General features: G+C 64.3%; 28 protein-coding genes. 7 read left to right on the top strand and 21 right to left on the bottom strand.

The window, feature by feature from the left end:
• Nucleotides 1-10: 10 nt before the first annotated feature.
• The 8 genes from ASILVAE211_RS08635 to ASILVAE211_RS08600 all read right to left on the bottom strand — a co-directional run bounded on the left by ASILVAE211_RS08635 (nt 11) and on the right by ASILVAE211_RS08600 (nt 5,660).
• A complete protein-coding gene (locus ASILVAE211_RS08635; protein ID WP_227320906.1) occupies nt 11-280 on the bottom strand; it encodes a hypothetical protein in 270 nt (89 codons plus the stop codon).
• A complete protein-coding gene (locus ASILVAE211_RS08630; RefSeq protein ID WP_227320905.1) occupies nt 277-501 on the bottom strand; it encodes a hypothetical protein in 225 nt (74 codons plus the stop codon). Before ASILVAE211_RS08630 ends, ASILVAE211_RS08635 begins: the two co-directional genes overlap by 4 nt.
• 71 nt (nt 502-572) lie before the next feature.
• The gene (locus ASILVAE211_RS08625) at nt 573-1,028 is read right to left on the bottom strand and encodes a SufE family protein (protein ID WP_227320904.1); all 456 of its coding nucleotides are present in this window, start codon (nt 1,026-1,028) and stop codon (nt 573-575) included.
• Nucleotides 1,025-2,332, bottom strand: a complete 1,308-nt coding sequence (gene hslU, locus ASILVAE211_RS08620; RefSeq protein ID WP_227320903.1) for an ATP-dependent protease ATPase subunit HslU — start codon at nt 2,330-2,332, stop codon at nt 1,025-1,027. The genes ASILVAE211_RS08625 and hslU overlap by 4 nt, the downstream gene beginning before the upstream one ends.
• Nucleotides 2,333-2,434: 102 nt before the next feature.
• A complete protein-coding gene (gene hslV, locus ASILVAE211_RS08615; RefSeq protein ID WP_227320902.1) occupies nt 2,435-2,998 on the bottom strand; it encodes an ATP-dependent protease subunit HslV in 564 nt (187 codons plus the stop codon).
• 82 nt (nt 2,999-3,080) lie between these two features.
• Nucleotides 3,081-4,940 carry a DNA mismatch repair endonuclease MutL gene (mutL, locus tag ASILVAE211_RS08610; RefSeq protein WP_227321264.1) on the bottom strand — a complete coding sequence of 620 codons (1,860 nt, stop codon included), beginning with the start codon at nt 4,938-4,940 and terminating at the stop codon, nt 3,081-3,083.
• 59 nt (nt 4,941-4,999) lie between these two features.
• Nucleotides 5,000-5,431: a DUF2442 domain-containing protein gene (locus tag ASILVAE211_RS08605; protein ID WP_227320901.1), complete on the bottom strand. Its 432-nt coding sequence runs from the start codon at nt 5,429-5,431 to the stop codon at nt 5,000-5,002.
• Nucleotides 5,424-5,660: a DUF4160 domain-containing protein gene (locus ASILVAE211_RS08600; RefSeq protein WP_227320900.1), complete on the bottom strand. Its 237-nt coding sequence runs from the start codon at nt 5,658-5,660 to the stop codon at nt 5,424-5,426. Before ASILVAE211_RS08600 ends, ASILVAE211_RS08605 begins: the two co-directional genes overlap by 8 nt.
• Before the next feature lie 184 nt (nt 5,661-5,844).
• Here ASILVAE211_RS08600 and queE point away from each other — a divergent pair, with 184 nt between their 5' ends.
• From queE to ASILVAE211_RS08585, 3 genes are all read left to right on the top strand, one after another.
• Nucleotides 5,845-6,495, top strand: coding sequence for a 7-carboxy-7-deazaguanine synthase (gene queE, locus ASILVAE211_RS08595; protein ID WP_227320899.1), 651 nt, complete (start codon nt 5,845-5,847; stop codon nt 6,493-6,495).
• Complete coding sequence (locus ASILVAE211_RS08590; protein ID WP_227320898.1) at nt 6,495-6,863, top strand: 6-pyruvoyl trahydropterin synthase family protein; 369 nt, start codon at nt 6,495-6,497, stop codon at nt 6,861-6,863. Before queE ends, ASILVAE211_RS08590 begins: the two co-directional genes overlap by 1 nt.
• A gap of 106 nt (nt 6,864-6,969) precedes the next feature.
• Nucleotides 6,970-8,232, top strand: a complete 1,263-nt coding sequence (locus ASILVAE211_RS08585) for an EAL and HDOD domain-containing protein (RefSeq protein ID WP_227320897.1) — start codon at nt 6,970-6,972, stop codon at nt 8,230-8,232.
• Here ASILVAE211_RS08585 and ASILVAE211_RS08580 read toward each other — a convergent pair.
• The 6 genes from ASILVAE211_RS08580 to ASILVAE211_RS08555 all read right to left on the bottom strand — a co-directional run bounded on the left by ASILVAE211_RS08580 (nt 8,229) and on the right by ASILVAE211_RS08555 (nt 12,658).
• Entirely contained in the window at nt 8,229-8,534 is a 306-nt protein-coding gene (locus tag ASILVAE211_RS08580) for a type II toxin-antitoxin system RelE/ParE family toxin (protein ID WP_227320896.1), read from the bottom strand. The two genes, ASILVAE211_RS08585 and ASILVAE211_RS08580, sit on opposite strands and share 4 nt — an antisense overlap.
• A 4-nt stretch (nt 8,535-8,538) precedes the next feature.
• Nucleotides 8,539-8,814 (bottom strand): type II toxin-antitoxin system ParD family antitoxin, encoded by a 276-nt coding sequence (locus ASILVAE211_RS08575; RefSeq protein ID WP_227320895.1) that lies wholly within the window; start codon nt 8,812-8,814, stop codon nt 8,539-8,541.
• A 104-nt stretch (nt 8,815-8,918) separates the two neighbouring features.
• Nucleotides 8,919-10,598, bottom strand: a complete 1,680-nt coding sequence (gene pgi, locus ASILVAE211_RS08570; protein ID WP_227320894.1) for a glucose-6-phosphate isomerase — start codon at nt 10,596-10,598, stop codon at nt 8,919-8,921.
• Nucleotides 10,599-10,623: 25 nt separating this feature from the next.
• On the bottom strand, nt 10,624-11,559 hold the full coding sequence (locus ASILVAE211_RS08565; RefSeq protein ID WP_227320893.1) for a histone deacetylase family protein: 936 nt from the start codon (nt 11,557-11,559) through the stop codon (nt 10,624-10,626).
• 3 nt (nt 11,560-11,562) lie between these two features.
• Nucleotides 11,563-12,354: an SDR family NAD(P)-dependent oxidoreductase gene (locus ASILVAE211_RS08560; RefSeq protein WP_227320892.1), complete on the bottom strand. Its 792-nt coding sequence runs from the start codon at nt 12,352-12,354 to the stop codon at nt 11,563-11,565.
• A gap of 70 nt (nt 12,355-12,424) precedes the next feature.
• Nucleotides 12,425-12,658, bottom strand: coding sequence for a sulfurtransferase TusA family protein (locus tag ASILVAE211_RS08555; protein WP_227320891.1), 234 nt, complete (start codon nt 12,656-12,658; stop codon nt 12,425-12,427).
• Nucleotides 12,659-12,821: 163 nt separating this feature from the next.
• On the opposite strand from ASILVAE211_RS08555, the gene ASILVAE211_RS08550 reads away from it, so the two are divergent.
• The 3 genes from ASILVAE211_RS08550 (at nt 12,822) to ASILVAE211_RS08540 (ending at nt 14,450) form a co-directional block, all read left to right on the top strand.
• Nucleotides 12,822-13,073 (top strand): DUF3126 family protein, encoded by a 252-nt coding sequence (locus ASILVAE211_RS08550; RefSeq protein WP_227320890.1) that lies wholly within the window; start codon nt 12,822-12,824, stop codon nt 13,071-13,073.
• Nucleotides 13,074-13,412: 339 nt separating this feature from the next.
• On the top strand, nt 13,413-13,757 hold the full coding sequence (locus ASILVAE211_RS08545; RefSeq protein WP_227320889.1) for a hypothetical protein: 345 nt from the start codon (nt 13,413-13,415) through the stop codon (nt 13,755-13,757).
• A gap of 27 nt (nt 13,758-13,784) precedes the next feature.
• Nucleotides 13,785-14,450 (top strand): DapH/DapD/GlmU-related protein, encoded by a 666-nt coding sequence (locus ASILVAE211_RS08540; protein WP_227320888.1) that lies wholly within the window; start codon nt 13,785-13,787, stop codon nt 14,448-14,450.
• A gap of 3 nt (nt 14,451-14,453) precedes the next feature.
• On the opposite strand, the gene ASILVAE211_RS08535 is transcribed toward ASILVAE211_RS08540, so the two are convergent.
• The 7 genes from ASILVAE211_RS08535 to ASILVAE211_RS08505 form a co-directional block, all read right to left on the bottom strand.
• Complete coding sequence (locus ASILVAE211_RS08535; protein ID WP_227320887.1) at nt 14,454-15,224, bottom strand: ABC transporter ATP-binding protein; 771 nt, start codon at nt 15,222-15,224, stop codon at nt 14,454-14,456.
• Nucleotides 15,224-16,303, bottom strand: a complete 1,080-nt coding sequence (locus ASILVAE211_RS08530) for a FecCD family ABC transporter permease (RefSeq protein WP_227320886.1) — start codon at nt 16,301-16,303, stop codon at nt 15,224-15,226. The genes ASILVAE211_RS08535 and ASILVAE211_RS08530 overlap by 1 nt, the downstream gene beginning before the upstream one ends.
• Nucleotides 16,304-16,321: 18 nt before the next feature.
• Nucleotides 16,322-17,464, bottom strand: coding sequence for an ABC transporter substrate-binding protein (locus ASILVAE211_RS08525; protein ID WP_227320885.1), 1,143 nt, complete (start codon nt 17,462-17,464; stop codon nt 16,322-16,324).
• 251 nt (nt 17,465-17,715) lie between these two features.
• Complete coding sequence (locus ASILVAE211_RS08520) at nt 17,716-18,453, bottom strand: ATP-binding cassette domain-containing protein (protein ID WP_227320884.1); 738 nt, start codon at nt 18,451-18,453, stop codon at nt 17,716-17,718.
• On the bottom strand, nt 18,446-19,417 hold the full coding sequence (locus ASILVAE211_RS08515; protein ID WP_227320883.1) for an ABC transporter permease subunit: 972 nt from the start codon (nt 19,415-19,417) through the stop codon (nt 18,446-18,448). Before ASILVAE211_RS08515 ends, ASILVAE211_RS08520 begins: the two co-directional genes overlap by 8 nt.
• A gap of 62 nt (nt 19,418-19,479) precedes the next feature.
• Nucleotides 19,480-20,472: an ABC transporter substrate-binding protein gene (locus ASILVAE211_RS08510; protein ID WP_227320882.1), complete on the bottom strand. Its 993-nt coding sequence runs from the start codon at nt 20,470-20,472 to the stop codon at nt 19,480-19,482.
• A 149-nt stretch (nt 20,473-20,621) separates the two neighbouring features.
• The gene (locus ASILVAE211_RS08505) at nt 20,622-21,818 is read right to left on the bottom strand and encodes a GGDEF domain-containing protein (protein ID WP_227320881.1); all 1,197 of its coding nucleotides are present in this window, start codon (nt 21,816-21,818) and stop codon (nt 20,622-20,624) included.
• Nucleotides 21,819-21,932: 114 nt separating this feature from the next.
• On the opposite strand from ASILVAE211_RS08505, the gene ASILVAE211_RS08500 reads away from it, so the two are divergent.
• The gene (locus tag ASILVAE211_RS08500) at nt 21,933-23,963 is read left to right on the top strand and encodes a M3 family metallopeptidase (RefSeq protein ID WP_227320880.1); all 2,031 of its coding nucleotides are present in this window, start codon (nt 21,933-21,935) and stop codon (nt 23,961-23,963) included.
• Nucleotides 23,964-24,128: the final 165 nt, after the last annotated feature.

The following is a 24,128-nucleotide window of genomic DNA, read 5'->3' as shown; positions in this document are numbered from 1 at the left end:
GATCCGCTCCCTAGTCGGCTGTGGCTGACGAGCCTGTTTGGATTTTATAGGCCATGCCGATTTCAACTTCGTCGATGGCCTGGCGAGTATATTTCAGCGCGGCCTGGACATGGCCGGCCTTGTCCTGTGGCGCCTGGGTCAGTGCCGCGGCGGCGGTGTTGAGCGCATCGAGCGCGATATTCATGTGGCCTTGGTGATGCAGCGCGCAGCCGGCGACAAGGCTGCCGCCGGCGAAGGCGCCAGCCAAAATCATGCCTCTGAGGGCGGTCTTGCGGATCATGGTGCCACCGCCTGGATTTCGGCCTGGGCCTTGGCGATCAGCGCCTGGGCCGCCGCCGGATGGCCGCCCTTATTGTCGCGGGTCGCGGCAAGCGCGTCATGCGCGTGGGTCAGGGCATTCATGGCCGTGACCAGATGCGGTTCTTCGGCAATCGCCGTCGCGGTCAGCGCGCCGGTCGCGAAAGCGACCGCCACCCAAAGTCCAAACCGTCCGCCTGTCATCCCTGGCTCCCGAATCGATGCGACCAGGATAGCCGGAACGCGGTCGGGCACCAAAGTCGGAGGATTGAGGCTCAGGCCACGGTCTGTTCCGCGGCGGCCCTTTCGCGAATCGCCCGCGCCATGGCGGCGATCCCGTTACCCCGGTTGGTCGACAGCGCTTCCAGCAAACCCAGTTCTTTCAGGAAGATAGGATCGGTCGCCAAAATTTCACCAGGGGTTCTGCCGGAATAGACCCGCAGCAGGAGCGCCACGAGGCCGGAGACGATGGCGGCGTCGGACGCGCCGGCGAAGAACAGAAGCCCGTCCCGTGCTTCCGCTTCCATCCAGACCCGGCTCTGGCAGCCGGGCACCCGATGGGCGTCGTTCGCCCAATCGTCCGGGAAGGGCGGCAGCTTGCGGCCAAGCTCGATAATATAGCCGTAGCGCTCCATCCAATCGTCGAAGACGCCAAGCTCGTCGTCGATGGCGGAGACGGCCGCGACGGCCGTCTCCTCCTCAGGCGTGACGAAGGGAGAGGCCTCCGTCACAGGATAAACCGGCTGAGATCGCCCTTGGCGGCCAGCGGCGCCACGCGGTCCCGCACATCGGCGGCATTGATCGTCACCGTATCGCCCGGCCGGTCGGAAGCCGTGAAGCTGATCTCCTCGAACAGCTTCTCCAGCACCGTCGACAGGCGTCGGGCGCCGATATTCTCGACCCGGTCGTTGATATCGGCGGCGAGTTCGGCCACCGCGTCGATCGCATCCTCGGTAATGTCGAGCGACACCTTTTCCGTGCCCATCAGTGCCACATACTGTTTCAGCATGCTGTGTTCGGGCTCGGTCAGGATGCGGCGCATGTCTTCCCGCGTCAGTGGCGACAGTTCCACGCGGATCGGCAGACGGCCCTGCAATTCCGGCAGCAGGTCGGACGGTTTCGCGACATGGAAGGCGCCGGAGGCGATGAACAGGATATGGTCGGTCTTCACCGCGCCATGCTTGGTGTTCACGGTCGTGCCTTCGATCAGCGGCAGCAGGTCACGCTGCACGCCTTCGCGGCTGACATCGCCGCCACGGAAACCGCCATCCGACCGGGCGCAGATCTTGTCGATCTCGTCCAGGAAGACGATGCCGTTATTCTCGGCATGAGAGACCGCGTCCTTAATGAGCTGCTCATTGTCGAGCAGCTTGTCGGCCTCTTCGCGTTCCAGAGCCTTGCGGGCGGCGGCGACCGGCATCTTCTTGGCCTGCGGCTGGCGGCCGAACATGCCCTTCATCATATCGCCGAGGTTGATCGCCTGGCCGGGCTGGACATCCATCTGGCCGAGCGCGTTCGGCGGCGGTTCGGCGACCGAAACCTCGATCTCCTTCTCCTCGAATTCGCCATTGCGCAGCATGCGGCGGAACTTGTTGCGCGTATCGGCGGCGGCACCTTCACCGACCAGCGCGGTGACGATGCGTTCCTCGGCATTGAGCTCGGCCTTGGCCTGCACGTCCTTGCGGCTGGCGTCGCGCATCATATTGATGCTGGCCTCGACCAGATCACGCACGATGCTTTCCACGTCACGGCCGACATAGCCGACTTCGGTGAATTTGGTCGCCTCGACCTTCAGGAAAGGCGCCTGGGCGAGTTTCGCGAGACGGCGGGCGATTTCGGTTTTGCCGACGCCGGTCGGCCCGATCATGAGGATATTGCGGGGAACGATCTCTTCGCGCAGGCCTGTCGGCACCTGCTGACGGCGCCAGCGGTTGCGCAGCGCGATGGCGACGGCGCGCTTGGCGTCATTCTGGCCGACGATGAAGCGATCGAGTTCGGATACGATCTCCCGGGGGGAGTAGGTAGGGACTTCCATGTCTTTCTAATCCTAGCACCATGGCCCGGCCCCGCTCGGCGGCAACCGGTCATAGCCTGATAGAGAATTGCCCGTCGTGAAGACGACCGGGCAGGGCAAGCGTCAGATGGTTTCGACGATAAGGCTGTGATTGGTATAGACGCAAATATCGCCGGCGATCTTCATGGAGCGGCGAACGATATCCTCGGCCGAGAGGTCCGGCATTTCGATGAGCGCGCGGGCGGCCGAGAGGGCGTAATTGCCGCCGGAGCCGATGCCGATGATGCCGTCTTCCGGTTCCAGAACGTCGCCATTGCCGGTCAGCGTATAGGAATGGTCGCGGTCGGCGACGATCATCATGGCTTCCAGGCGGCGCAGGTAGCGGTCCGTCCGCCAGTCCTTGGCGAGTTCGACGCAGGCGCGTTCCAGCTGGTTGGGGAAGCGTTCAAGCTTGGCTTCCAGCCGTTCCAGCAGGGTGAAGGCGTCGGCTGTGGCACCGGCGAAGCCGGCGATGACCTGGCCATTGCCGATGCGGCGGACCTTCCGCGCATTGCCCTTGATGACGGTCTGTCCGAGCGTCACCTGGCCGTCGCCGCCGACGGCGACCTGGTCGCCGCGACGGACTGAGAGGATGGTTGTGCCGTGCCAACCGATAGGATCGTGCGGCGATGGGGATGTGTTGAACATGGCTCCGACATGGTTCTGCACACGATTTCGTGCAAGCGGTCGATCACGCTCCGGTCATGCCGCTGGCGCAGGGGTGATCTTGCTAAATTCCGCGCCGGCCGAACAGGGTCTCGATCTCGGCTTTAGAGAGTTTGAGGAAAGTCGGGCGCCCGTGGCTGCAGGTGGCGGCGCGCGGCACCTGTTCCATCTGCCGCAGCATGGCGTTCATCTCGGCCGCATTCATGCGCCGGCCGGCGCGAATGCTGCCGTGGCAGGCCATGCGGGCGAGGACGGCGTCGAGCTTCTGGGACAGCGCCGTGCTCTCCTCCATCTCGGCCAGTTCCTCGGCAATGTCGCGCAGCAAAGGCGCCGGGTCGGCGGTGCCGAGCACGGCCGGCATGGCGCGAACCATGACGGCGCCGGGGCCGAAGGGCTCGATTTCCAGCCCCAGTTGCAGCAGGTCGGGCGCGGCCTCGGCCAGCCGGGCGGCGTCGCCCGCCGGCAGGTCGACGACGATCGGCAGCAGCATGGGCTGCGGGCGCGGCCCGTCCGTGCCGATGACCTGCTCGCGCAGCGCCTCATGCGTCAGCCGTTCATGGGCAGCATGCTGATCGACCAGGATCAGCGTGCCGTCCTCGGCGACGGCAATGATGTAAGTGTCCAGCACCTGAGCGACGGCGGCACCCAGCGGGTGGCCTGGTTCGGCTGGCTGTGGTGGGGCGGCCGGCAGCGTGCGGGCGAAGGGCGCGCCGGCCAGGGGCAATTGCGCCTCGGCCAACATCATGGCCCGTGGCGCCAGCGGTTCAGGAAAATCCAGGGTCGCGACGTCGCCCGGCGGTGCGTCCCAGCCGGAAGCCGCCGGGCCGTGATAGGCCGGGCCAGGATAGGCGGGGGCCGGGATTGCATCGGGCCTTGCATAAGCATTGACGGCACGGCCATAGCCGCGAATGGCCGCGCGCGGCTGGAATTGCAGGGCCGCCGGGCGGGACAGGGCGGACCGCAGGGCGCTGATCAGCAGGCCGCGGATACGCTCGCCGTCACGGAAGCGGAGTTCCGTCTTGGCCGGATGCACGTTCACGTCGACCGCGCGATGCGGCAGGTCTAGCCAAAGCCCCGCCACCGGAAAACGCCCACGCGGCATGACCTCCTGATAGGCGACGCGCAAAGCTGTCTTCAGCAGCGGGTCCACGACAGGGCGGCCGTTGACGACCAGATATTGCGCGGCACCGGTAGCGCGATGGGTTGCCGCCGCCCCGGCAAAGCCGGACAGCCGCACGTCATCCCGCTCAGCCTCGACCACCAGCAGCGTCTCGGCCTCATCGGCGCTCAGCAGCGCGGCGAGGCGCGCCCGGCGGTCGGCGGTGGGCAGGTCGAAGATCAGGCGGCCATCATGCTCCAGCCGGAAAGCGGTTTCGGGGGCTGCCAGGGCCAGACGGCGGATGACGGCTTCGGCATGGTCGGCTTCCACACGCGGGCTGCGCAGGAAGGCGCGCCGCGCCGGGGTCGCGAAAAACAGATCCGAGACGATGATGCGCGTGCCGATCTGCCCGGCGGCGGGCTCGACCTCGCTGACCAGCCCGCCTTCGACGCGGATGGTATAAGCGCTGTCCGCGCCGGCCGGGCGGCTGGTGATGGCAAGACGGGCGGCGGCGCCGATGGAGGGCAGAGCCTCGCCGCGAAAGCCCAGGGTCGTGATATGGACGAGGTCGGCGGCCTCATCCAGCTTGCTGGTGGCATGGCGCTGAATGGCGACGGGCAGTTCGGCGGCAGACATACCGCAGCCGTCATCCGTGACCTCGATGCGGCGGATGCCGCCCTCATGGAGCGAGACGGATATGCGCGTCGCCCCGGCATCGAGCGCGTTTTCCACCAGTTCCTTGATCGCGGCCGCCGGCCGCTCGACCACTTCACCGGCGGCAATGCGGTCCACGACATGGCTCGGCAGGAGGCGAATCGTCGGCATGGCGGCGAGTTTGGCATAGAAGCTGGGGCGGCTGCCATGGGAAGCGGTGGAGGCTGACTTCAACTGGCGATGCGCGTCTTGGCTTTTCCGGCGGAAGGGCGGCCGCCCTTTTTGCCATTCTCGCGCGCTGCGGAAGCCTTCCTTGCGCTGCGCACCTCTCCGCCTGCCGCGCCGAGCCTCTGCGCCATCCAGCGCCGCGAACCCAAGATCCCTTCCAGAAGGGCAGGAAGATAAAGATCGGCGTCGATCCTGGGCCAGCGCAGGCCGAGACCGAGAGCCTCGATCTCGATCTCGGACAGGTCTTCAGCGGTGGCTTCGTGCAAACCTTCCACATCTTGCGGACGGATTCCGAGTTCAACGCCCGTGGACAGGCGCACGATGACCCGGTCGCGCTCACGATCGTAATGGGCCGTTTCGGCCAGAGGACCCTCTTGGCGTTTACGACCGCGCGCGACGGCCGCCGCAAATTCCCTCGTTGTCATTTCAGCCATGAATCTCTTCCCATGCGGCTAAAAGCACTTGCTGGTGATCGGCAGCTAAAGCCTGCGCTTTCCGGGCATCATGTTCAGCGCATGGCCCCACCACTTCCCGCACAATAACCTGGTCTGCCACATTGATGACGACCGACCAGCCCGGCCCAAGCACGTGTATATGGGCCGGTGGATGATCGTTGACGTAAATGACAAAGCGCCAACCGTTGATCCTCAGAATTGTTGGCAAGGCTCAACATATCCCGAAAAACCCAAGCGCTTTGATTACACAGATCATCCCTGGTGTGAAAGGAAAATGCGGCGGCTGATCTTGAACGCTGGTCAGCCTCCCGCAGCGGGAGTCGCAAAATTCGCCCAGACGGGCTAGGTGCCGGGCCGAGCCCCAAGGTGGGGCCGTTATCCAGGTTCAAGGCATGGCTTACGCGGTCAAGGAAATTTTCTACACGTTGCAGGGTGAGGGCCGGAATGCCGGCCGCGCCTCCGTCTTCTGCCGCTTTACCGGCTGCAACCTGTGGTCCGGCCGTGAGCTGGACCGCGCCACCGCCGCCTGCCAGTTCTGCGATACCGATTTCGTCGGCATGGACGGGCCGGGCGGCGGGCGCTTCGCTGACGCCCAAGCCCTGGCCGCCGCCATCGCCTCCCATTGGCCCCAAGGCGCAGGCGGCAAGCCTGCGGGCGGCAAGCCATTTACCGTGCTGACCGGCGGTGAGCCTCTATTACAGGTCGATGCCGATCTGACGGCCGCATTGCATGCCGAAGGCTTTGAGATTGCGGTCGAGACCAATGGCACGGTGCCGGTGCCAGCGGGGATCGACTGGGTCTGCGTCAGCCCCAAGGCCGGGAATGCCGTCGTCGTCACCACCGGCGACGAGCTGAAGCTCGTCTATCCGCAGGCCGGTGCCGAACCCGCTCTGTTCGAGGGTTTCGCCTTCGACCACTTTCTACTCTCGCCGATGGACGGCGCCGAGGCCGCCGCCAATACGGCGGCGACCGTTGCCTATTGCCTGCAAAACCCGCGCTGGCGCCTGAACCTGCAGACGCACAAGTTTCTTGGAATCGCCTGATGTTTGAGTTGACGAAGCATTTCAAATTCGACGCCGCCCATACGTTGGAGCGCTGCATCGATGCCGAGCCGAGCCGGCGCATCCATGGCCATTCCTATCGCGCGGCAGTCACCGTGCGCGGCCGGCCTGACCCGGTCAGCGGCATGGTCATCGACCTCGGCCTGTTCGAGCGGCTGCTGGCCGAAGCGCGGGACGGGCTGGATCATCGCTTTCTGGACGAGGTGCAGGATCTTGGTCCGGCGACGCTCGAAAACCTATCCGTGTGGATTTGGAAGAAACTGGCCGATCATTGTCCCGGTCTGAGCAAGGTCGGCGTCTATCGCGACAGCGAAGGCGACGGCTGTGTCTATTTCGGGCCCGACGCCTGATCCCGCCCCCCGTCTTCTGAGGGCTGCCTTCTTAAGGCAAATGTAAGACTATCAGCGCATCTTTTGTCCTGGACTGCGGCGAACAGCACAGGGCAGACGGTTTTTAATGACGGCCTTCCGAGCGACAACCGAGCCGGAGCGGAAGGGGACGCTGGCCGCCGATGTCTTTCTCGGGCGGCAGCCGATCGTCGGCAAGCATCGCGAGTTGTTCGCCTATGAACTGCTGTTCCGCTCCGGGCAGCCGAATTTTGCCGCTGTCGTGGATGATGTGGCGGCGACCGCGACCGTCATCGATACGATGTTTTCAGCGCTCGGTCTGCAACAAGCGCTGGGCGATCGGCGTGGCTTCATCAACGTCAACGCAGACGTTCTGATGAGTGATATCGTCGAGATTCTGCCGCCCAGCCGGATCGTTCTTGAAATCCTCGAACATGTCGATTTGACGCCCGCCATCCTCGCGCGCTGCAAGCAGTTGCGGGCGCGCGGCTTTCAGCTCGCTTTGGATGACGTCGTCGACCTGAAGCCGGAACATCGCGTGTTCCTGCACCATGTCGACTACGTCAAGTTCGAGATTGCCGGACAGGAGCGGGCCGCCCTGGCCAAGCTGGTGCGCGACGTGCGGGCGCATGGTGCGCGGCCCTTGGCGGAAAAAGTCGAGGCGGTCGCGCAGTATGAGGATTGCAAGGCCATCGGTTTCGATCTTTTCCAGGGCTATTTCTTTGCCCGGCCCACGGTGTTGACGGCGCGCCGCATGCAGCCTTCAAAAATGGTGCTGATCCGCATCCTGCGCCTGCTGGCGCAGGACCCTGACAACAGCACGCTGGAAGTCGCGGTGAAGGAAGCACCAGATTTGGCCATGCGGCTGCTGCGTATGGCGAGTTCCGCCGCCTTCAGCCCGGTGCATAAAGTCACCAGTCTGCGGCAGGCGATTTTCCTGCTCGGCCATCAGGCCATCGGGCGCTTGGTGCAGATCATGCTGTTTGCCGAACATGGCGGCACCAAATTGGGCTCGGACCCGCTGGTACAGACGGCAGCCGTGCGCGGCCGGCTGATGGAAAACCTGGCGGTCGCCCTGGGCCGCGCGCATCTGCGGGAAGAAGCCTTCACGGTTGGCATTCTCAGCCTGGCTGACAGTCTGTTCGGTCAAAGCATGGCCGAACTGGCGGAGCTGCTTAATCTTGCCGACGATCTGCGGGCGGCGCTGGTGGCACGCTCGGGCGCACTCGGGCAATTGCTCAATCTGGTCGAAGCGAGCGAAAGCCGCGATGCGAAAAGCCTCGCCGCCATGGCCGATCTTTGGGGCGATCAGGACCGGATGGACTTCAACCGCTTGCAGGTTGAGGCGATCGCCTGGGCGAGCCGACTTTAGGAGCCACCGAAAATAGGCGCCGATTCATAGTTCTGACCACCATAGTAAACGCCTTCGATCAGCACTGTGTCTGGCACAATCAGGAATGCTATCGTGACGCTGCGTTCAAAACCGATGGTTCGCAAACCGGGAACCAGATCATCGCGACATGTGCCGCGTTCGGGAAAGATCGCAAAGCCGGCGCAATAGTCGATGATGCGCTGAACAAACGCATCGGCCCGTGCCTCGCCGGCCTGTCGCGCAATATACGCGTAAATCACATCGAGATGGGCCTCTGCACGTGCCGTGAAGAGAACCCGCACCGGGTCACTGATCCAGCGCCGAGGCTCTGCGGCGTTTGATGCGATCAAGAATATCAGAAGAGGGAACGGCTTGAGAGGGGTCCGCCAAATAGGCGGCATGACCCGCGACAACGTCTTCCCGCAGCCAGCGTTCGACGGCGGCATCGCGCTCCATCAACGCCCGCATACCGTCGCGGATGACTTCGCTGACACTCGCATAATCACCGGAGCGGACTTTTTGCTCGACGATTTCCGCCATTTCGGTGGGCAGGGTGATGCTGAATTGCTGTGTGCTGCGCATGACGTGCTCCTTCCGATCACCCTAGCATGAATAGGATTGAATCCTATTCAAATTGGTTAGAAGCAAATCGGCCGGCCCCGAGGGACCGGCCAGGGGCGCAAAAATCAGCCTTCGCCGCGCAGCGACAGGAACTTGTTCATCAGGCCGAGGGTGGAACCGTCGTGATGGCCGTGATCGGCCTTCGGCTCCAGCGAGGGGATGATGGCCTGGGCCAGCTTCTTGCCCAGTTCCACGCCCCACTGGTCGTAGCTGTTGATGCCCCAGATGGCGCCCTGCACCGCGACCTTGTGCTCATAAAGAACGATCAGGCGGCCGAGGCTATAGGCGTCCAGCTTCTTGTACAGAACCGTGGTGGACGGACGCTGGCCGGTGAAGACGCGATGCGGCGCAACGCGCTTGATGGTCTCCTCATCGGCGCCGGCCTTCTTCATCTCCTCGGTTACTTCTTCCAAGGACTTGCCGGCCAGCAGCGCTTCCGCCTGGGCAAACACATTGGCCGCCAGGATGCGATGCGCCTCGGGGCGGTTGTGATCGGCCTCGGCCGCCAGGATGAAGTCGACCGGCACATGCGCCGGACCCTGATGCACCAGCTGCATGAAGCTGTGCTGCGCATCCGTGCCGGGTTCGCCGAAGACGACCGGGCAGGTCTGATGCGTCACCTGGTCCCCCGCAAGACGGGTGGACTTGCCGTTGCTCTCCATTTCAAGCTGCTGGAGATAGGCCGGGAAACGGGCGAGGCGGGCGTCATAGGCAAGGATGCACAGCGTCGCGGCATGCTGAACGTCCAGGTTCCAGATGCCGGCCAGCGCCATCAGCACAGGCAGGTTCTGTTCCAGCGGCGTGTTGCGGAAATGGCCGTCCATGGCGCGACCACCGGCGAGGAAATCCTCGAAAGCGTCCCAGCCGGCGGCGAGCGCGACCGACAGGCCGATGGCCGACCAGACGGAATAGCGACCGCCAACCCAGTCGCGGAAACCGAAGACGCGGTCTTCCGGAATGCCGAACTTACCGGTTTCCTTCATATTGGTGGAAAGGGCAGCGAAATGATGGCTGACGGCATCTTCGCCCAGCGCGCCGGCAATCCAGTCACGCGCCGCATGGCCGTTGGTCATGGTCTCCAGCGTCGTGAAGGTCTTGCTGGCGACCAGTACCAGGGTGCGCGCCGGGTCCAGTTCGCGGGACAGCTGGGCGAAGGCATGGCCGTCGACATTCGACAGGAAATGCGGGCTGATCTTGGCGCCATGCACGAAGGTCAGCGCCAGGCTGACCATGCGCGGCCCGAGGTCCGACCCGCCGATGCCGATATTCAGAACGTCGGTGAAGGGCTTGCCGTCGGCGGCGACGATCTCGCCCGCATGAACGGCGCGGACGAATTTCTCCATATGCGCGCGCTCATGGGCGGCGACCTTCGAGGCATCCTCGAAACCGCCTTCGGGCAGCACGGCGCGGAAGCCGGCATCGGGCAGGCTGCGCAGCGCCATATGCATGGCGGAGCGATGCTCGGTCATATTCACCGGCTCACCGGCGAAGAGGCGCACGATGAAATCCTCGACCTTGGCGGCGCGAGCGAGTTCGAACAGGCCGGTCATCGCCTCGGGGCTGATGGAGGTCTTGGAGAAATCGAGGAACATATCCTCGAAGCTGGCGGAGAATTTTTCGGCGCGGTTCGGGTCCGCCGCGAATAGCGGGGTGATCAGGCGGCCGCCGGGGGCGGCTGCCAGGGCGTCTAGCTTATCCCAGGCGGCTTTCGTCGCGGAGGCAGGCAAAGGGGTGGGTTCGGACATGGGTCTCTCCTTCGAGGAAGCGCGTTCAACCGGCTACAAGCAGCCGTCGGACATGGGCGGCGGTCGAGGCAGCCAAGGCGTCGAGATCATAGCCGCCTTCCAGCAGCGAGACGACGCGTCCACCGGTATGGCGGGCGGCCAGTTGCAGGATGGCCCCGGTCACCCAGGTGAAGTCCTCCTCCACCAGATCAAGCTGCGCCAGCGGGTCATCCCGGTGCGCGTCGAAACCGGCGGAGATGATCAGACAGTCAGGTGCGAAATCATCGAGCGCGGGCAGAATGCGGCCAGACCAGGCGGCCTGGAAAGCCGCCCGGCCGCTGCCGGCCGAGAGTGGCGCATTGACGACCTGCCCGGCAATCCCCCGCTCATCTTCGGCGCCCGTTCCTGGATAGAAAGGAAATTGGTGGCTGGAGCCGAAGAAGAAATCGGGGTCATTCCAGGCAACCGCCTGCGTGCCATTGCCGTGATGAACGTCGAAATCCACCACGGCGACGCGCTGGCGGCCCCAGGCGGCGCGGGCGTGAAGGGCCGCGATAGCCGCGTTGGAGAACAGGCAGAACCCCATGGCCCGCGCCGGCTCGGCATGATGGCCGGGCGGACGGGTGGCCACGAAGGCGCGCGTCGCACGCCCGCTTGCCACCGCATCGACAGCGGCAATGGCGCCCCCGGCCCCATGCAGCGCGGCCTCGGCCGAGCCCGCGCTCATCACCGTATCCGGGTCGATATGAACGAGGTCGCCCTCGTCGGGATCGGTGCTGAGGATGAGGTCGATATGGGATTGCGGGTGCACCAGGCGCAGCTGCGCCTCGGTCGCGGCCGGTGCGTCTTCCCGCATAAGGTCAGCAAAATCGGGATGGGCTAGCGCTGCCCGCACCGCCTTCAGCCGCGCGATACGCTCCGGGTGTCCGGGGCCGGTGTCATGCGCGAGGCTGGAAGGATGGGTGAGAAGCAGCAGGCTCATGCCTCAGATCGTCCGCAACATGCCGCCATCGGCATAGAAGGTGGAGCCGACGCAATAGCTGGACCGGTCCGAACACAGGAAAACGAACAGATTGGCGACTTCCGCCGGGGAAGCGAAGCGCTTGATGGGCGCGAATTCATCGGCAACCGACTGCAAATGCCCCTCCCAATCGCCGCCGGTTTCCGCCGTCAGTTCCTTGGCGGTCTTGACCCAGTCCGGCGTCAGGACAAGGCCCGGATTGACGGTATTGACGCGGATATTGTCTCCCACAACCTCATTGGCGAGGTTCTTGGAGAACATGACCAGGGCCGCTTTCGTGACATTGTAGATCGGCTCGTAGCCCAGCGGCTGGGTCGCGCAGATCGAGGCATTGTGCAGGATGACGCCGCCGCCGCGGCGGCGCATAGCGGGCACCAGGCCACGGGCCAGCCGCACGGCCGCCATGACATGGAGGTTCCAGTAGAAATCCCATTTCTCGTCGGACGCGTCCTGGATCGTCTCATTGCTGCCGGTGCCGGCATTATTGATCAGGAGATCGGCGCCGCCGAAGGCGCTTTCGGCTTTCGCGACGATGGCATCCACGGCGGCGGCGGCCGAGACGTCACCGGCCACGATTTCCACCCTGACGCCGAATGTGGCCGTGATGCGCGCGGCCTCGCGTTCCAGCCGCGTTTGATCGCGGGCCGACAGCAGAAGATTGACGCCTTCCGCCGCCAGTCCCTCGGCGATCGCCAGCCCAATGCCCACGGTACCGCCGGTGATGACGGCAACCTTGCCCTTCAGTCCCAGATCCATCTTTTTCCCCTGTGATTTGTTCGCAGGCCTTCTTCAGCGAGGCCTTGAACGGATGCGGCAGTCGGTGCGCCTAGTCGCCCGACCGCCGTTTGATCGAAAAACTATAGACCCCGGCTTCCTCGCTCCAGGCAACCAGGACATGGCCGGTTTCCCGGCAATAGCTCTGGAAATCGGCAACGGAGGCTGCGTCGGTGGCCAGCACGCGCAGCCGCTCCCCCGCCAGCATGGTGCGCAGCGCGCGATTGGCGCGCAGCACGGGCAGGGGACAGACCAGATCCTTAAGGTCGAGCACGGTTTCGCTCATGCCGCGCATCCTGGACGCGGAGGAAAGCGCAATCAAGGGAGGACCGGGCCTTCGCGCGACCCATCTGGGACAGTGCCGTTGTGCGCTGAAGGCGTGGCGCTCGCAGCCGCGATCCGTTATCTGGCGCGGTTAAGACGACTTCATTGCAGAAAGGACCGGAGCCATGACCGGAGCCGAAATCGAACGCGTACAGACCTACCTCCGCCGCCTGCTGGGCAGCGACAAGCTGACCATCATTCCGCCGATGAAGGCCGGCTTCCCGATCGAAGTCGCCGTCGAAGGCGAGACGATCGGCACGGTCGACAAGGACACGGACGAGGGCGAAATCTCCTATGCCGTCACGCTGACGATCCTGGACGAAGACCTGCCGCCGCTGCCGAAAGCCGCTGCCAAGGCGCCGACCCGTCGCAGCTGAGTCGCCGACCCGCCACACGGCAGTCGGACGGCCAGGGGTGTAGTCAGGCTGTCACTAGGGCCCGCGCCGCTTCGTTCGGTGGCATGACGAATTAGCGAAGGGGGGGCGCGTAAGCGGCGCCCCCTTTTCTTTTTGTGCTGCCCTGGTGGGCGGATGGCTCCCCAGACCGCAGGTCATGCGGCTTTTCCTGGCTAGGCCGGCGCTGGAGGGGTAATTGTTCGTTGTTGCGTATTGAGGGCGGTGATGCGGACTTCGCTGGCTGCGGCTGCGGCTGCGGTTTTGCTGTTGGGCGCCCCAAACCTTTCTGTTTGGGCGGGTGTGACCGGCCGGGATGAAGCCATGATGTCCTGCGCTCTTCTGGCTGGGCAGACGGCGCTGCCGACCGGCCTTTGCCATCATCTGGCCAAGGCAATTCTGACGTCAGGCGATCAAATCGATCTGTCGCGCCTGACGGTCGCCAACCCGGTGGTGCCGCTGCTGGCACAGCTTCCGCCGGCCGACACCTCTCCCATGGCGCCCGGCACCGCGCTGAAAACCGATGCGGCCTGGCAGGCACATCTCGACCGGGGCGTCGCGAACTATCGCCAAATCTTCAATGGCCATGGCCATGCCTATGCGCTACCGGCCGTGCCGAACGTGCTTTGGCCTGGCGGCAATCCCTTCGGGCCGACCACGGCGGAGTAACGCGGTTCGGACGGAGAAGCGGGTAGCATGGTCTTGATCAATCAGGGTGAGTATCGCGATCCCTGGCGCGGCGACGGTGAAATGGGCGAGGCGCCCTGGCTGCACGACAGCGCGCTGATCCGCAATACCGATGTCGGCGCCTGGACATCCATCGGTCCGAGCTGCGAGATCTTCGACAGCGTGATCGGGGACTGGACCTATCTCGTGAAGGACGATCAGGTCTTTAATGCCGAGATCGGCAAGTTCGGCAATATCGCGTCCGGCGTCCGCATCAACCCGACCAACCATCCTTTCTGGCGGGCGACCCTGCATCATTTCACCTATCGCAGCCGCAGCCACGGATTGGCGGCGGAAGACGATGCCGAGATTTTTCAATGGCGGATGCAAAACCGCGTCACCATCGGCCACGATGTCTGGATCGGCCATAACGCGACGCTGCTGCCCGGTGTTTCGGTGGGCGATGGCGCTGCCATCGGCGCCGGCGCCATCGTCACCAAGGACGTGCCCGCCTTTACCATCGTCGCCGGCAATCCGGCCCGTGTCATCCGCCGCCGGGTGACGGAAGAGGTCGAAGCCGCCTTGCGTCTTACCGGCTGGTGGCACTGGACCCACGCGCAATTAAAGGCGGCGCTAGCCGATTTCCAAGCGCTGGACGCGGCGGATTTCGCGGCGAAATACGCGCCGGCCATCTGATTTTCAGGCTGTCGCCAAAGGATAGATGGCGGTATGACCGCCATCTATCTGGTAGATGCCGCAATGGACGCCGAAAACCTCGGCCAGAAGATCGGGCCGCATGGCGTCCCGCACCGGACCGATATGGGCGAGCGCGCCGCCCGCCAGCATCAGCACGCGGTCGGCATAGCGGGTGGCGAGGTTGAGGTCATGCAGCACCATGACCGTCGCGATCCCCTCCCGCCGCGTATAGTCCCGCACAATTTCGAGCAGCTTGAGCTGATTGGCGAGGTCGAGCGCCGAAGTCGGCTCGTCCAGCAATAGCAGGCGCGGCCGCCGCACCAGGGCAGCGCCGAGCGCCACCATCTGCCGTTGCCCGCCGGACATTTGGCTGGCGACGCGATGGGCCAGCGGTTGCAGGTCCAGCAGCGCCAGCATCTCTTCCGCCCGCGTCAGGCTGTCGGTGGAAACGCCCCAGCCTAAGCGGCTGCCATTCTGCGCCAGCAGCAGCATGTCGAGCGTGGTCAGTTCGGCGCTGGGCTGGGCTGAGCCTTGGGCCATATAGCCGATGCGGCGGCTGCGTTCGGCGGCATTCAGACTGTCCAGCTGCGTGCCGTCCAGCGCCACCCGGCCGTGATGGGCCAGCAGACCGGCCAAGCCACGGACCAGGCTGGTCTTGCCGGCGCCGTTGCGGCCCAGGACGGCCAGGCATTCCCCGGCGGCGACCGAGAAATCCAGCGGCTTGACGATTTCGGCGCGGCCGATGCGGACGGAGAATTGTTCGACCGCCAGCATCAGACGGCGGCCCGGCGGCGGTTGCCCAGAATGAGGACCAGAAAGAAGGGAATGCCGAGCATGGAGGTGATCATGCCGATGGGCAGGATGACGCCCGGCAGCACGATCTTGCTGACGAGGGAGGCGAGCGTCAGGATCAGCATGCCGCAGGCGGCCGTCAGCGGCAGGGCGAAGCGCTGATCCTCCCCCACCAGCAGCCGCGCCATATGCGGTGCCACCAGGCCGATGAAACCGACGATGCCGATGCTGGCGGTGGCAGCACCGGCCATCAGCGCCGCGCAGATCATCAGGATAAAGCGCAGGCGCGCGACGCGGATGCCGAGAACCACGGCCTGCTCGCCGAAGCCGCGCAAGGCCGTCAGCGCCCAGGATTGCAGCAGCAGGAAGGGCAGAATGGCCACCAGCACGCTGGCATTGATCCAGACCTTCAGCCAGGTCGCGCGCAGCAGAGAGCCTAGTAGCCAGAAGACGAGGGACTGCAACTGGGTCGCGTCGGCGAAATACTGGGCGAAGGCCAGCAGCGCGCTGAAGGTGAAATGGACCGCGATGCCGAGCAGCGTGATCGTCTCCACCCCCATGCCGCGCCGGCCGGCGAGCACGGTGATCAGCACGACGGTCAGCAGCGAGAAGACGAAAGCATTGCCGGAGACGAAAAGCTCGCCCGGCATCCAGGCGAAAAGCGCACCGAAGACGCTGGTTTGAAAGACGATGGCCAGTGCCGCGCCGAACCCCGCTGCCGCCGCGATGCCGAGCGTGAAGGGCTCGGCCAGCGGATTGCGCAAAGCTGTTTGCAGCAACGACCCGGACAGGGCCAGTTCCATGCCGGTGACGGCCGCCAGCAGGGTGATCGGCGCGCGGATATCCCAGAGGATGGCCAGCGTTGTCGGGTCCGCCTTCGATGGATGAAACACAGCGCCCAAAACTTGGCTCAGCGTCAGCGTGCCGGACCCGACGATGAGGTCGGCCACCATGGCGGCGAGACCAAGGGTAATCATCACAGCGAGCAGAAGGCTGCGCCCCAATACCGAACGGCGGTAATGGGCGGCGATTCCCGTGAGCGCGGTTGATCGATCAGCCAAGGATGGGGCGACCTGTGCTCACGGTGCGACCGGCGGCGCTTTGGACGCGAAGGTGAAGGCGCCGACCGGCATATCGGTGAAGCGGGTGATGATCTCGCGATAGGTCGCGGCCGGGTCGAGGTCCGCGAATTGCTTCGGATAGGCGAATTTGGCCAGATATTCGAGGCCGACGATATTGAAGGGATGGCTGTAGAACTGGTGCCAGATGCCCCAGACCCTGCCGTCCTGGGCGGGTGCCAGTTCGGCAAACCCGGGACGCTGTTCCAGCCGGGCGAGCGACTTTTGGACTTGGGTATTGTCGGCGTCATAGCCGAAATCGGCGAAAACCGGAGGCCGGTGCGCGCCTTCCGAGCCGGTCATGACATAGACATCGGGTTTTTCCGCCAACACCGTTTCCAGCGTCACGTCGCCGCTAGGGCTGTGTAGCAGGTCTCCACCGATATTGACGACGCCGATCGTGTCCAGCAGCGCGCCCCAACCGAAATGGCCATGGGTGAAGCAGCACTGATCCGGGCCGGAACGGCCGGCCAGCGCTTCCACGAAGACGCGCGCCTTGGGCGTGACGGTGTGCGTCACCTTGGTGATCTGGGCCAGATGGGCGGCGTAGAAATCCGTATAGTCCTTGGCTTCCGCCTCGCGGTTCAGCACCTCCCCCAGGACGGTGACGGATTTCGGCGCGTCGACCACAGGCTGGACGACGCTATCCACGAAGATCAGAGGAATATGAAGTGCGGCCAGCTGCTGCATGACGCCGGCGCTTTCCAGATTGCCCTCGGTCCGGCGCTCGGCAATGACAAGGTCGGGATGGGCGGCGAGGATCTGCTCCATATTGACCTCGCCATCATCGCTGAAGCCCATATCGGGTATCGCGTCGGCGGCCGGCCATTTCTGGGCGATGAGCTTCCAGAAATTGGTGTCATCCCGCCGTTCCAGATTGTTCCAGACCTTGACCCGGCCGGTCGGGTTGGTGCGGTCCAGCAGCGCCAGCATCATCATGTCGCGGCCATCCTGGAGCGCAAGGCGCTTCGGCTCATGCTGGATGGTGACGGTGCGGCCGGCGGTATCGGTGACGGTCAGCGGATAGGTGGTGGCGGCTGCGGGTTTGGCGGCGATCAGACCGCAGGCGAGTGTCGCGGTCGCGGCAAGCGTCAATTTCAGCACAAGACAATCCCTAGCAGTCCACGAGCCAGGGTCTGCTACTGTGACTGAGAGTTATTCTCAAGTCATGCAAGCCATGCCTTACTTGCTTTCAGCAGCCAAAAGCCCCGGATTGCCGGAATTTAATGGTTGATTTTAGAAGATGCGATGCAGCAACGAAATGCACGAATCGCGCAATAGCGAAGCTTTACATGGGGAATAAGCAACACAATAGCATTCTGCCGGGTGCCGCACGGCAGCCGGCAGAATGGCGTTCATTGCCCGACCATCAATCTCACGATCTCCTCGGGGTCGACATGCCCGACCTGACGCTCACCCGCCACCACGCCCCGCCGCAGCACGACGATACGGTCGCTGACCGCGAACATATCGGCGAGGTTGTGGGAGATGAAGATGACGCCAAGGCCCTTGGTTTTGAGCGAGCGGATGAGGTCCATCACCTTGCGCTGTTCCGGCACGCCGAGTGCGGCCGTCGGCTCATCCATGATCAGCACCCGCGCGTCCCAATGGATGGCCCGGCCGATAGCCACCGCCTGGCGCTGCCCACCTGACAGCGCGCGCACCGGCCTGTCCAGCCTGTCCAAATGCACGTCCAGAACCTGGATGGCCTTTGCCGCTTCCTCCCGCATGCGCTTGCGGTCGATGCGCGGCAGGAACAGGAATTTGCTTTTGATCTCGCGACCCAGAAAGACATTCCCGCCGATATCGAGATTATCGGCCAGGGCCAGATCCTGATAGATCGTCTCTATCCCTGCCGCGCGCGCCGCCTGCGGTCCGTCGAAGGAGACGGGCTGGCCGCAATAGCGGATTTCGCCTTCGCTGGGCTGAAAGACGCCCGAGATGATTTTGGTGAAGGTCGATTTGCCAGCGCCATTGTCCCCGGCGAGAGCGACGACTTCCCCGGCACGGAGGCTGAAATCCACCCGCTCCAGCGCATGGACGCCGCCGAAGCGCTTGGAAATGCCGCGTGTCTCCAGAACGATGTCACTCATCCTGCCGTCCCCCACCCAAGCGCCGCTGGCTCTGATCGACGAGCACGGAGACGATGATGACAAGCCCGACGGCAATGAACTGCCAGAAGGGTTCCACATTCAGGAAAACGAGTCCGTATTGGATCACGGCGATGATCAGCGCGCCGATGATGGTGCCGATAATGGTGCCCGACCCGCCGAACAGGCTGGCGCCGCCGATGACGACGGCGGCGATGCTGTCCAGCAGCAGGGGCTCGCCTGCCTGCGGTGCGCCTGCGGCAAAGCGGCCGGTATAGAGAATACCGTCGATCCCGGCGGTCAGCGCCGAAAGCATATACAGGATGATGGTGACGCGGCGGACATTGACGCCTGCGCGCAAGGTCGCCTGCCGATTGCCGCCGATCGCATAGGTATATTGGCCGAACTGCGTCTCGGCCAAGGCGTAATGGAAGATCAGGATGACGATGCCAGCGATGAGCACGACCGCCGGAATGCCGATGATGCGGCCATTGCCCAGCCAGGTCAGCCAGCTGTTCTGCACCGGCACCGTGGTGCCATTGGCCAGCAGATAGGCGGCGCCACGGGCGACGCCATACATGCCCAGCGTGCCGATGAAGGGTGGCACCCGCAGCCGCGCCACCAGCACGCCGTTGATCCAGCCGGGAATCATGGTGGCGCCAAGGGCGATGACGACGCCGCCCAAAAGGCCGATGCCGGGACCGGCGACGGCCCCCAGGCTATTGGCGACCTGGGCCGAAATCACGGCGGCGAAACCCATGGTGAAGCCGACCGAAAGATCGATGCCGCCGGAGATGATGACCAGGGTCTGGCCCAGGCCGAGCAGGACGGGCGCGACCGCGAAAACCGCGATGGAGCGGATATTGAAGGCGCTGAAGAGGAAGGTTGAGCCATAGGCGATCTGCGACCAGATCTCGAAGACGATCAGCAGAACAATGAGGAAGATCCAGGCCCTGGCGGCGGCCAAGGCCGCCAGGGTGCGCCGTCCCCGGGCCGAGCCCGGGGGGTGTCGCGTGGAGGCAGCCGCAGTCACGCCGAATAGACGAATTTCTGGATCGCCGGATCATCGACATTCTGCTTGTCGATGATGGTGAAGCCGGTGGCGATGGCGGGCGGAATGGATTGCCCGGTCAAATGCGCATAGGCGGCGGCGACGCCGAACCAGCCGATTTCGGCCGGATGCTGGGCGATGGCGATATCGATCAGTCCGGTCTTGATATTGCCGATGATGGTCTGCGGCGCGTCGAAGGCGACGACCTTCACCTTGCCGCCGGCGCCACCCTGCTGAATGCCGTTGGCAGCACCCATGGCCGAAAACAGATTGGCGCCGAAAATGCCGGCAAGATCGGAATTGCGTGCCAGAACCGATTGCGCCTGACCCGCCGCCTTATTGGCGTCGTCATCATTGAACTGCGTCGGCAGCACGGTGATGCCGGGAAAGTTCTGCTTCATTTCGGCGATGAAACCCGCCGTGCGCTCATCCGTCGTGGAAACGCCGGGCTGGATATTGGAAACATAGACCTTGCCCTTGCCGCCAAGCTCTTTCGCCAGCGCCCGCGCGCCCATCTGCCCGCCCAGCGTATTGTTGGACGCGATATAGGAGAGCGGGAAATCGGCTTGGCCAGTGCCGGTCTGATAGACGCCGCTGCCGATATAGGTATCGACCGTGATCACCGGAATGCCGGCGGAGACGGCGCCTTGCAGCGGTTGCACCAGCTGCACCTTGTCGGTGGGTGCAATCAGCAATGCATCCGGCTTGCGGGCGATGACGGCATCCAGCACCGGCACCTGTTCCACCGGGTTGAAGGACGGCGCGCCCTGGAAGACGAGGTTGACACCGAGCGCCTTGGCCGCCGCCGCCGCACCGCGATGCATGGTGATGTAGAAAGCATCGGTGGTCAGGCCCGGAATCAGGGCGATGGTGAAGGATTTGCCTTGGGCCTGAGCCCGGCCCGACGATAAAAGCGTTGCAGCACCTGCAAGGCCAAGCCCCAGTCCGCCGATTACGGAACGCCGTTCCATCCCAGGTTTCCCCCGTTTTTTGTTCGTCATTGGCCAAGTATCTTGGCAGGCCGCCCCATTTTTAGTGCGTGCACATCGCTATCAGGCCAGGATTTTGGGGGCGCGGCTAGCCCTGTTTTGAAATTTTGTCGTGCCCGGCCATGCTGGTCTTACGCAAGGCCGGGGCTGATGCGCGTGCGGCCGTTGAGCGATGTGGCGTCCGGCGCGTCGGCGGCCGTGAACAAAGCCGAGCGGTTTCGCCCCGTTTCCTTCGCGCGATACAGCGCCCGGTCGGCGGCGGCCAGCAGAGACGTGCCGTCGACGATGCCGCCCGTCTGGTCATAGGGCGGCGCCATCACGGCGACGCCGAGGCTGATGGAGACGAAGCCAACCAGACCGCCGTCATGCGGTATCTGTGCTGCCGCAACGGAGTCCCGCATACGCTCGGCCAAAGTCATGGCCTCTATCTCATCCGTATCGCGGATGATCGCCGTGAATTCCTCGCCGCCATAGCGCATCACCTCCGCCAGGTCGTGCGGCAGGCTGTCTCGCAGGCAGCCGGCAACGATCCGCAGGCAAGCGTCGCCCGCCGGATGGCCGTAGCGGTCGTTATAGGCTTTGAACTGGTCGACATCGACCATGATGACGGCGATCGGCCGCCTGTCGCGCCGTGCCGCGCCCGTCGAACGGGTCAGGCTTTCATCCAGATGCCGGCGATTGGGCAGGCCGGTCAGCGCGTCCTTGAAAGCAGCGCGGCCATGCGCCCATTCCGATTGTTCCTTCAACAAGGCGACGAAGGCAAAGCTCAGAACGAGGTAGAAGCCCATGATGGCGAAAGCCGAGACCGGGACGGCGATGAGGTCAACGCCGATGCCGATGGGGTGGACCATGGAGACGCATTGCAGCAGGCCCCAGATCAGGCACAGCGCCGCAATCACGATCAGCAGGGCGGAGACGAAGCGGCGTCCCGCGCGCTTCGGAATGGGGCTTGGCCACAGGGCGCTCACGGATAGCAGCAGCAGAGGCGCGGCCAGCAGATAGGCGGCCGCGTAGCGCGCGCTGGGTATCTCGAAAAAGCCCGGAATGCAGGCCAGAAGCAGCCAGATGGCGCTGGCGATCGGCAATCCTGGTAGCCAGGGGCGCTGGCCTGCCGCCGAACGGCATCCCATCCAGACACAGCCGAGACCGGTCAGCACGGCGGGATGGGCGAAGATGATGCCGTCCAGGCCCGGCCAGGTCAGCCGCACGATAAAGGCCAGACCGCTGATCAGCGATCCCGCCGTCATCCATAGCAGCGCGGATTGCTGCCGATTCTGAAACCAGATGACGAGATAGTTCAGACAGGTCGCGAGGATGACCAAACTCATGGTCAAGGCCATCGTCATCGGCTGCGGAAGGTGCAATCCCGTCACTCTGCCTCACCATTACATAGGCAAGCTACGCCGCTTGACCGGCTGTCGCCAATCTGTCGGACTGCCCGCATGAACAAAGATAATCCGCTCCTCTGCCCCTGGACGACCCCTTTCGGCGTGCCGCCCTTCGATGTCATCGAGCCGGCGCATTTCGCACCGGCCTTCGATGCGGCCATGGCTGAGAATTTGGCCGAGATTGCGGCTATTGGCCAGAATCCGGATGCGCCCAGCTTCATCAATACGGTGGAGGCGCTGGAACGGTCGGGCCGGCTGCTGAACCGCGTCGGTGCCGTCTTCCACAATCTGGTCAGCAGCCAGGGCGGCGAGGCGCTGGAAGCGCTGGATACGGAACTCGCCCCCAAACTGGCGCAGCATGGCATGAAGGTCGCGCTGGATCCGGCGCTTTTCGCGCGCATCGCGGCGTTGCACGATACAAGCGAAGCGCTGGGCCTGGACGAAGACCAGAAGCGGCTGCTGGACCGCTCCTATCTTGGCTTCATCCGCTCTGGGGCCGCGCTGGACGAAGCCGGGCGCGCCCGCATGACGGCGATATCCGAGCGTCTGGCGGCGCTGCACACGGCCTTCGGCCAGAATGTGCTGCATGACGAAAAGGCCTGGTTCCTGCCGCTGGGCGAAGCTGACCTGGACGGCTTGCCGGATTTCGTGCGCGCCGGCGCGCGGGAGGCGGCTGTCGAACGCAAGCTGGATGGCTATGCCATTACCCTGTCGCGGTCCCTTATCGAACCTTTCCTGACCTTTTCGGCGCGGCGTGACCTGCGCCAGACGGCGTATGAGGCTTGGATCGCGCGCGGCGTGCATCCCGGCGCGCATGACAATCGGGTGCTGATCCCCGAGATCCTGGCCTTGCGGGCCGAGCGCGCCAAGCTTCTGGGCTTTGCCGATTTCGCCGGCTTCCGGCTTGCGGATTCGATGGCGGGTTCTCCGGTTGCGGCAGAAGCGCTGCTGGCCGAAGTCTGGGAACCGGCCAAAAGCAAGGCGGCCGCCGAACGCGACCGCCTACAGGCAGCCGCGAAGGCCGAAGGGGCGAATGATGCGATCGCCCCCTGGGACTGGCGCTATTACGCCGAGAAGGTGCGCCAGGCCGATTACGCCTTGGATGAGACGGAGCTGAAACCCTATTTCCAGCTCGAGCAGTTGCAGCAGGCGGTCTTCGACACGGCGGGCCGGCTGTTCGGCCTCAGCTTCGTGCCGTTGCCCGATCTGCCGATGTATCACCCGGACGTCCGCGCCTATGAGGTGCGGGACGCGGGCGGGCATGTCGGCATCTTCCTGGCCGATCACTATGCGCGGTCGGACAAGCGCTCCGGCGCCTGGATGAGCAGTTTCCGCGACCAGGAAGCCATGGACGCGGCGGTGTCGCCGATCATCGTCAATAACAACAATTTCGCGAAATCCCAGCCGACGCTGCTGAGCTTCGACGATGCCGAGACGATGTTCCATGAATTCGGCCATGCCCTGCACGGGCTGCTCAGCCGCGTGCGCTACCCCTCGCAATCCGGCACCTCCGTGCGGCGGGATTTCGTGGAAATGCCGAGCCAGATCTACGAGCACTGGCTGTCGGTGCCCGAGACGCTGAAGACCTATGCGACGCATTACCAGACCGGGGCACCGATCCCCGACGCGCTGGTGGAACGACTGCTGGCCGCGCGGGGTTTCAACGAAGGCTTCGGCACGGTCGAATATACATCCGCCGCGCTGATCGACATGGCGCTGCATCAGCATCCCGACCCCGCCTCGATCGATATCGAGGCCTATGAGCGCGAGTTCCTGGCGGGCATCGGCATGCCGGCCGAGATCGGCATTCGTCACCGTCCGGCACATTTCCAGCATCTCTTCGCCGGGGGCGGCTACGCCGCCGGCTACTACTCTTATATGTGGTCCGAAGTGCTGGACGCCGACGGGTTCGAGGCCTTCAAGGAGGCCGGGGATGTCTTCGATCCGGTGATGGCAGCCAAGCTGCGTGTGCTGCTTTCGGCCGGCGATACCCGCGACCCGATGGCGCTCTATGTCGATTTCCGGGGCCGTCCGCCGCAGACGGCAGCCCTGCTGCGCAGCCGGGACTTGATCCCGGCGGCCTGACCGCTGGACCGGCTCACGCCCTGGCTCTGCCTTGCAGGGCGTGAGATCTCACATCTGGTTGACTCATTATACCACCAGACATAGTGTCCGCGCCGAATCGCGGCACACCGCTACAAGGCAGGTCGATAGCCGCGATCGTCCAGGAACTTGCGCTCATTTTTTAAG

This window comes from Acidisoma silvae (assembly GCF_020618775.1).
In the GTDB taxonomy this organism is placed as follows: Bacteria; Pseudomonadota; Alphaproteobacteria; order Acetobacterales; family Acetobacteraceae; genus Acidisoma; species Acidisoma silvae.
Note: the sequence above shows the minus strand (reverse complement) of the source record. Positions and strands in the feature narration are given on the sequence as shown.

Bases quoted from the DNA above. Each gene is read 5' to 3' on its own strand.
- ASILVAE211_RS08635 (WP_227320906.1), bottom strand. From the start codon at position 280: ATGATCCGCAAGACCGCCCTCAGAGGCATGATTTTGGCTGGCGCCTTC.
- ASILVAE211_RS08630 (WP_227320905.1), bottom strand. From the start codon at position 501: ATGACAGGCGGACGGTTTGGACTTTGGGTGGCGGTCGCTTTCGCGACC.
- hslU (WP_227320903.1), bottom strand. From the start codon at position 2,332: ATGGAAGTCCCTACCTACTCCCCCCGGGAGATCGTATCCGAACTCGAT.
- hslV (WP_227320902.1), bottom strand. From the start codon at position 2,998: ATGTTCAACACATCCCCATCGCCGCACGATCCTATCGGTTGGCACGGC.
- mutL (WP_227321264.1), bottom strand. From the start codon at position 4,940: ATGCCGACGATTCGCCTCCTGCCGAGCCATGTCGTGGACCGCATTGCC.
- ASILVAE211_RS08605 (WP_227320901.1), bottom strand. From the start codon at position 5,431: ATGGCTGAAATGACAACGAGGGAATTTGCGGCGGCCGTCGCGCGCGGT.
- queE (WP_227320899.1), top strand. From the start codon at position 5,845: ATGGCTTACGCGGTCAAGGAAATTTTCTACACGTTGCAGGGTGAGGGC.
- ASILVAE211_RS08590 (WP_227320898.1), top strand. From the start codon at position 6,495: ATGTTTGAGTTGACGAAGCATTTCAAATTCGACGCCGCCCATACGTTG.
- ASILVAE211_RS08585 (WP_227320897.1), top strand. From the start codon at position 6,970: ATGACGGCCTTCCGAGCGACAACCGAGCCGGAGCGGAAGGGGACGCTG.
- ASILVAE211_RS08575 (WP_227320895.1), bottom strand. From the start codon at position 8,814: ATGCGCAGCACACAGCAATTCAGCATCACCCTGCCCACCGAAATGGCG.
- pgi (WP_227320894.1), bottom strand. From the start codon at position 10,598: ATGTCCGAACCCACCCCTTTGCCTGCCTCCGCGACGAAAGCCGCCTGG.
- ASILVAE211_RS08565 (WP_227320893.1), bottom strand. From the start codon at position 11,559: ATGAGCCTGCTGCTTCTCACCCATCCTTCCAGCCTCGCGCATGACACC.
- ASILVAE211_RS08560 (WP_227320892.1), bottom strand. From the start codon at position 12,354: ATGGATCTGGGACTGAAGGGCAAGGTTGCCGTCATCACCGGCGGTACC.
- ASILVAE211_RS08555 (WP_227320891.1), bottom strand. From the start codon at position 12,658: ATGAGCGAAACCGTGCTCGACCTTAAGGATCTGGTCTGTCCCCTGCCC.
- ASILVAE211_RS08550 (WP_227320890.1), top strand. From the start codon at position 12,822: ATGACCGGAGCCGAAATCGAACGCGTACAGACCTACCTCCGCCGCCTG.
- ASILVAE211_RS08545 (WP_227320889.1), top strand. From the start codon at position 13,413: ATGATGTCCTGCGCTCTTCTGGCTGGGCAGACGGCGCTGCCGACCGGC.
- ASILVAE211_RS08540 (WP_227320888.1), top strand. From the start codon at position 13,785: ATGGTCTTGATCAATCAGGGTGAGTATCGCGATCCCTGGCGCGGCGAC.
- ASILVAE211_RS08535 (WP_227320887.1), bottom strand. From the start codon at position 15,224: ATGCTGGCGGTCGAACAATTCTCCGTCCGCATCGGCCGCGCCGAAATC.
- ASILVAE211_RS08520 (WP_227320884.1), bottom strand. From the start codon at position 18,453: ATGAGTGACATCGTTCTGGAGACACGCGGCATTTCCAAGCGCTTCGGC.
- ASILVAE211_RS08510 (WP_227320882.1), bottom strand. From the start codon at position 20,472: ATGGAACGGCGTTCCGTAATCGGCGGACTGGGGCTTGGCCTTGCAGGT.
- ASILVAE211_RS08505 (WP_227320881.1), bottom strand. From the start codon at position 21,818: ATGAGTTTGGTCATCCTCGCGACCTGTCTGAACTATCTCGTCATCTGG.
- ASILVAE211_RS08500 (WP_227320880.1), top strand. From the start codon at position 21,933: ATGAACAAAGATAATCCGCTCCTCTGCCCCTGGACGACCCCTTTCGGC.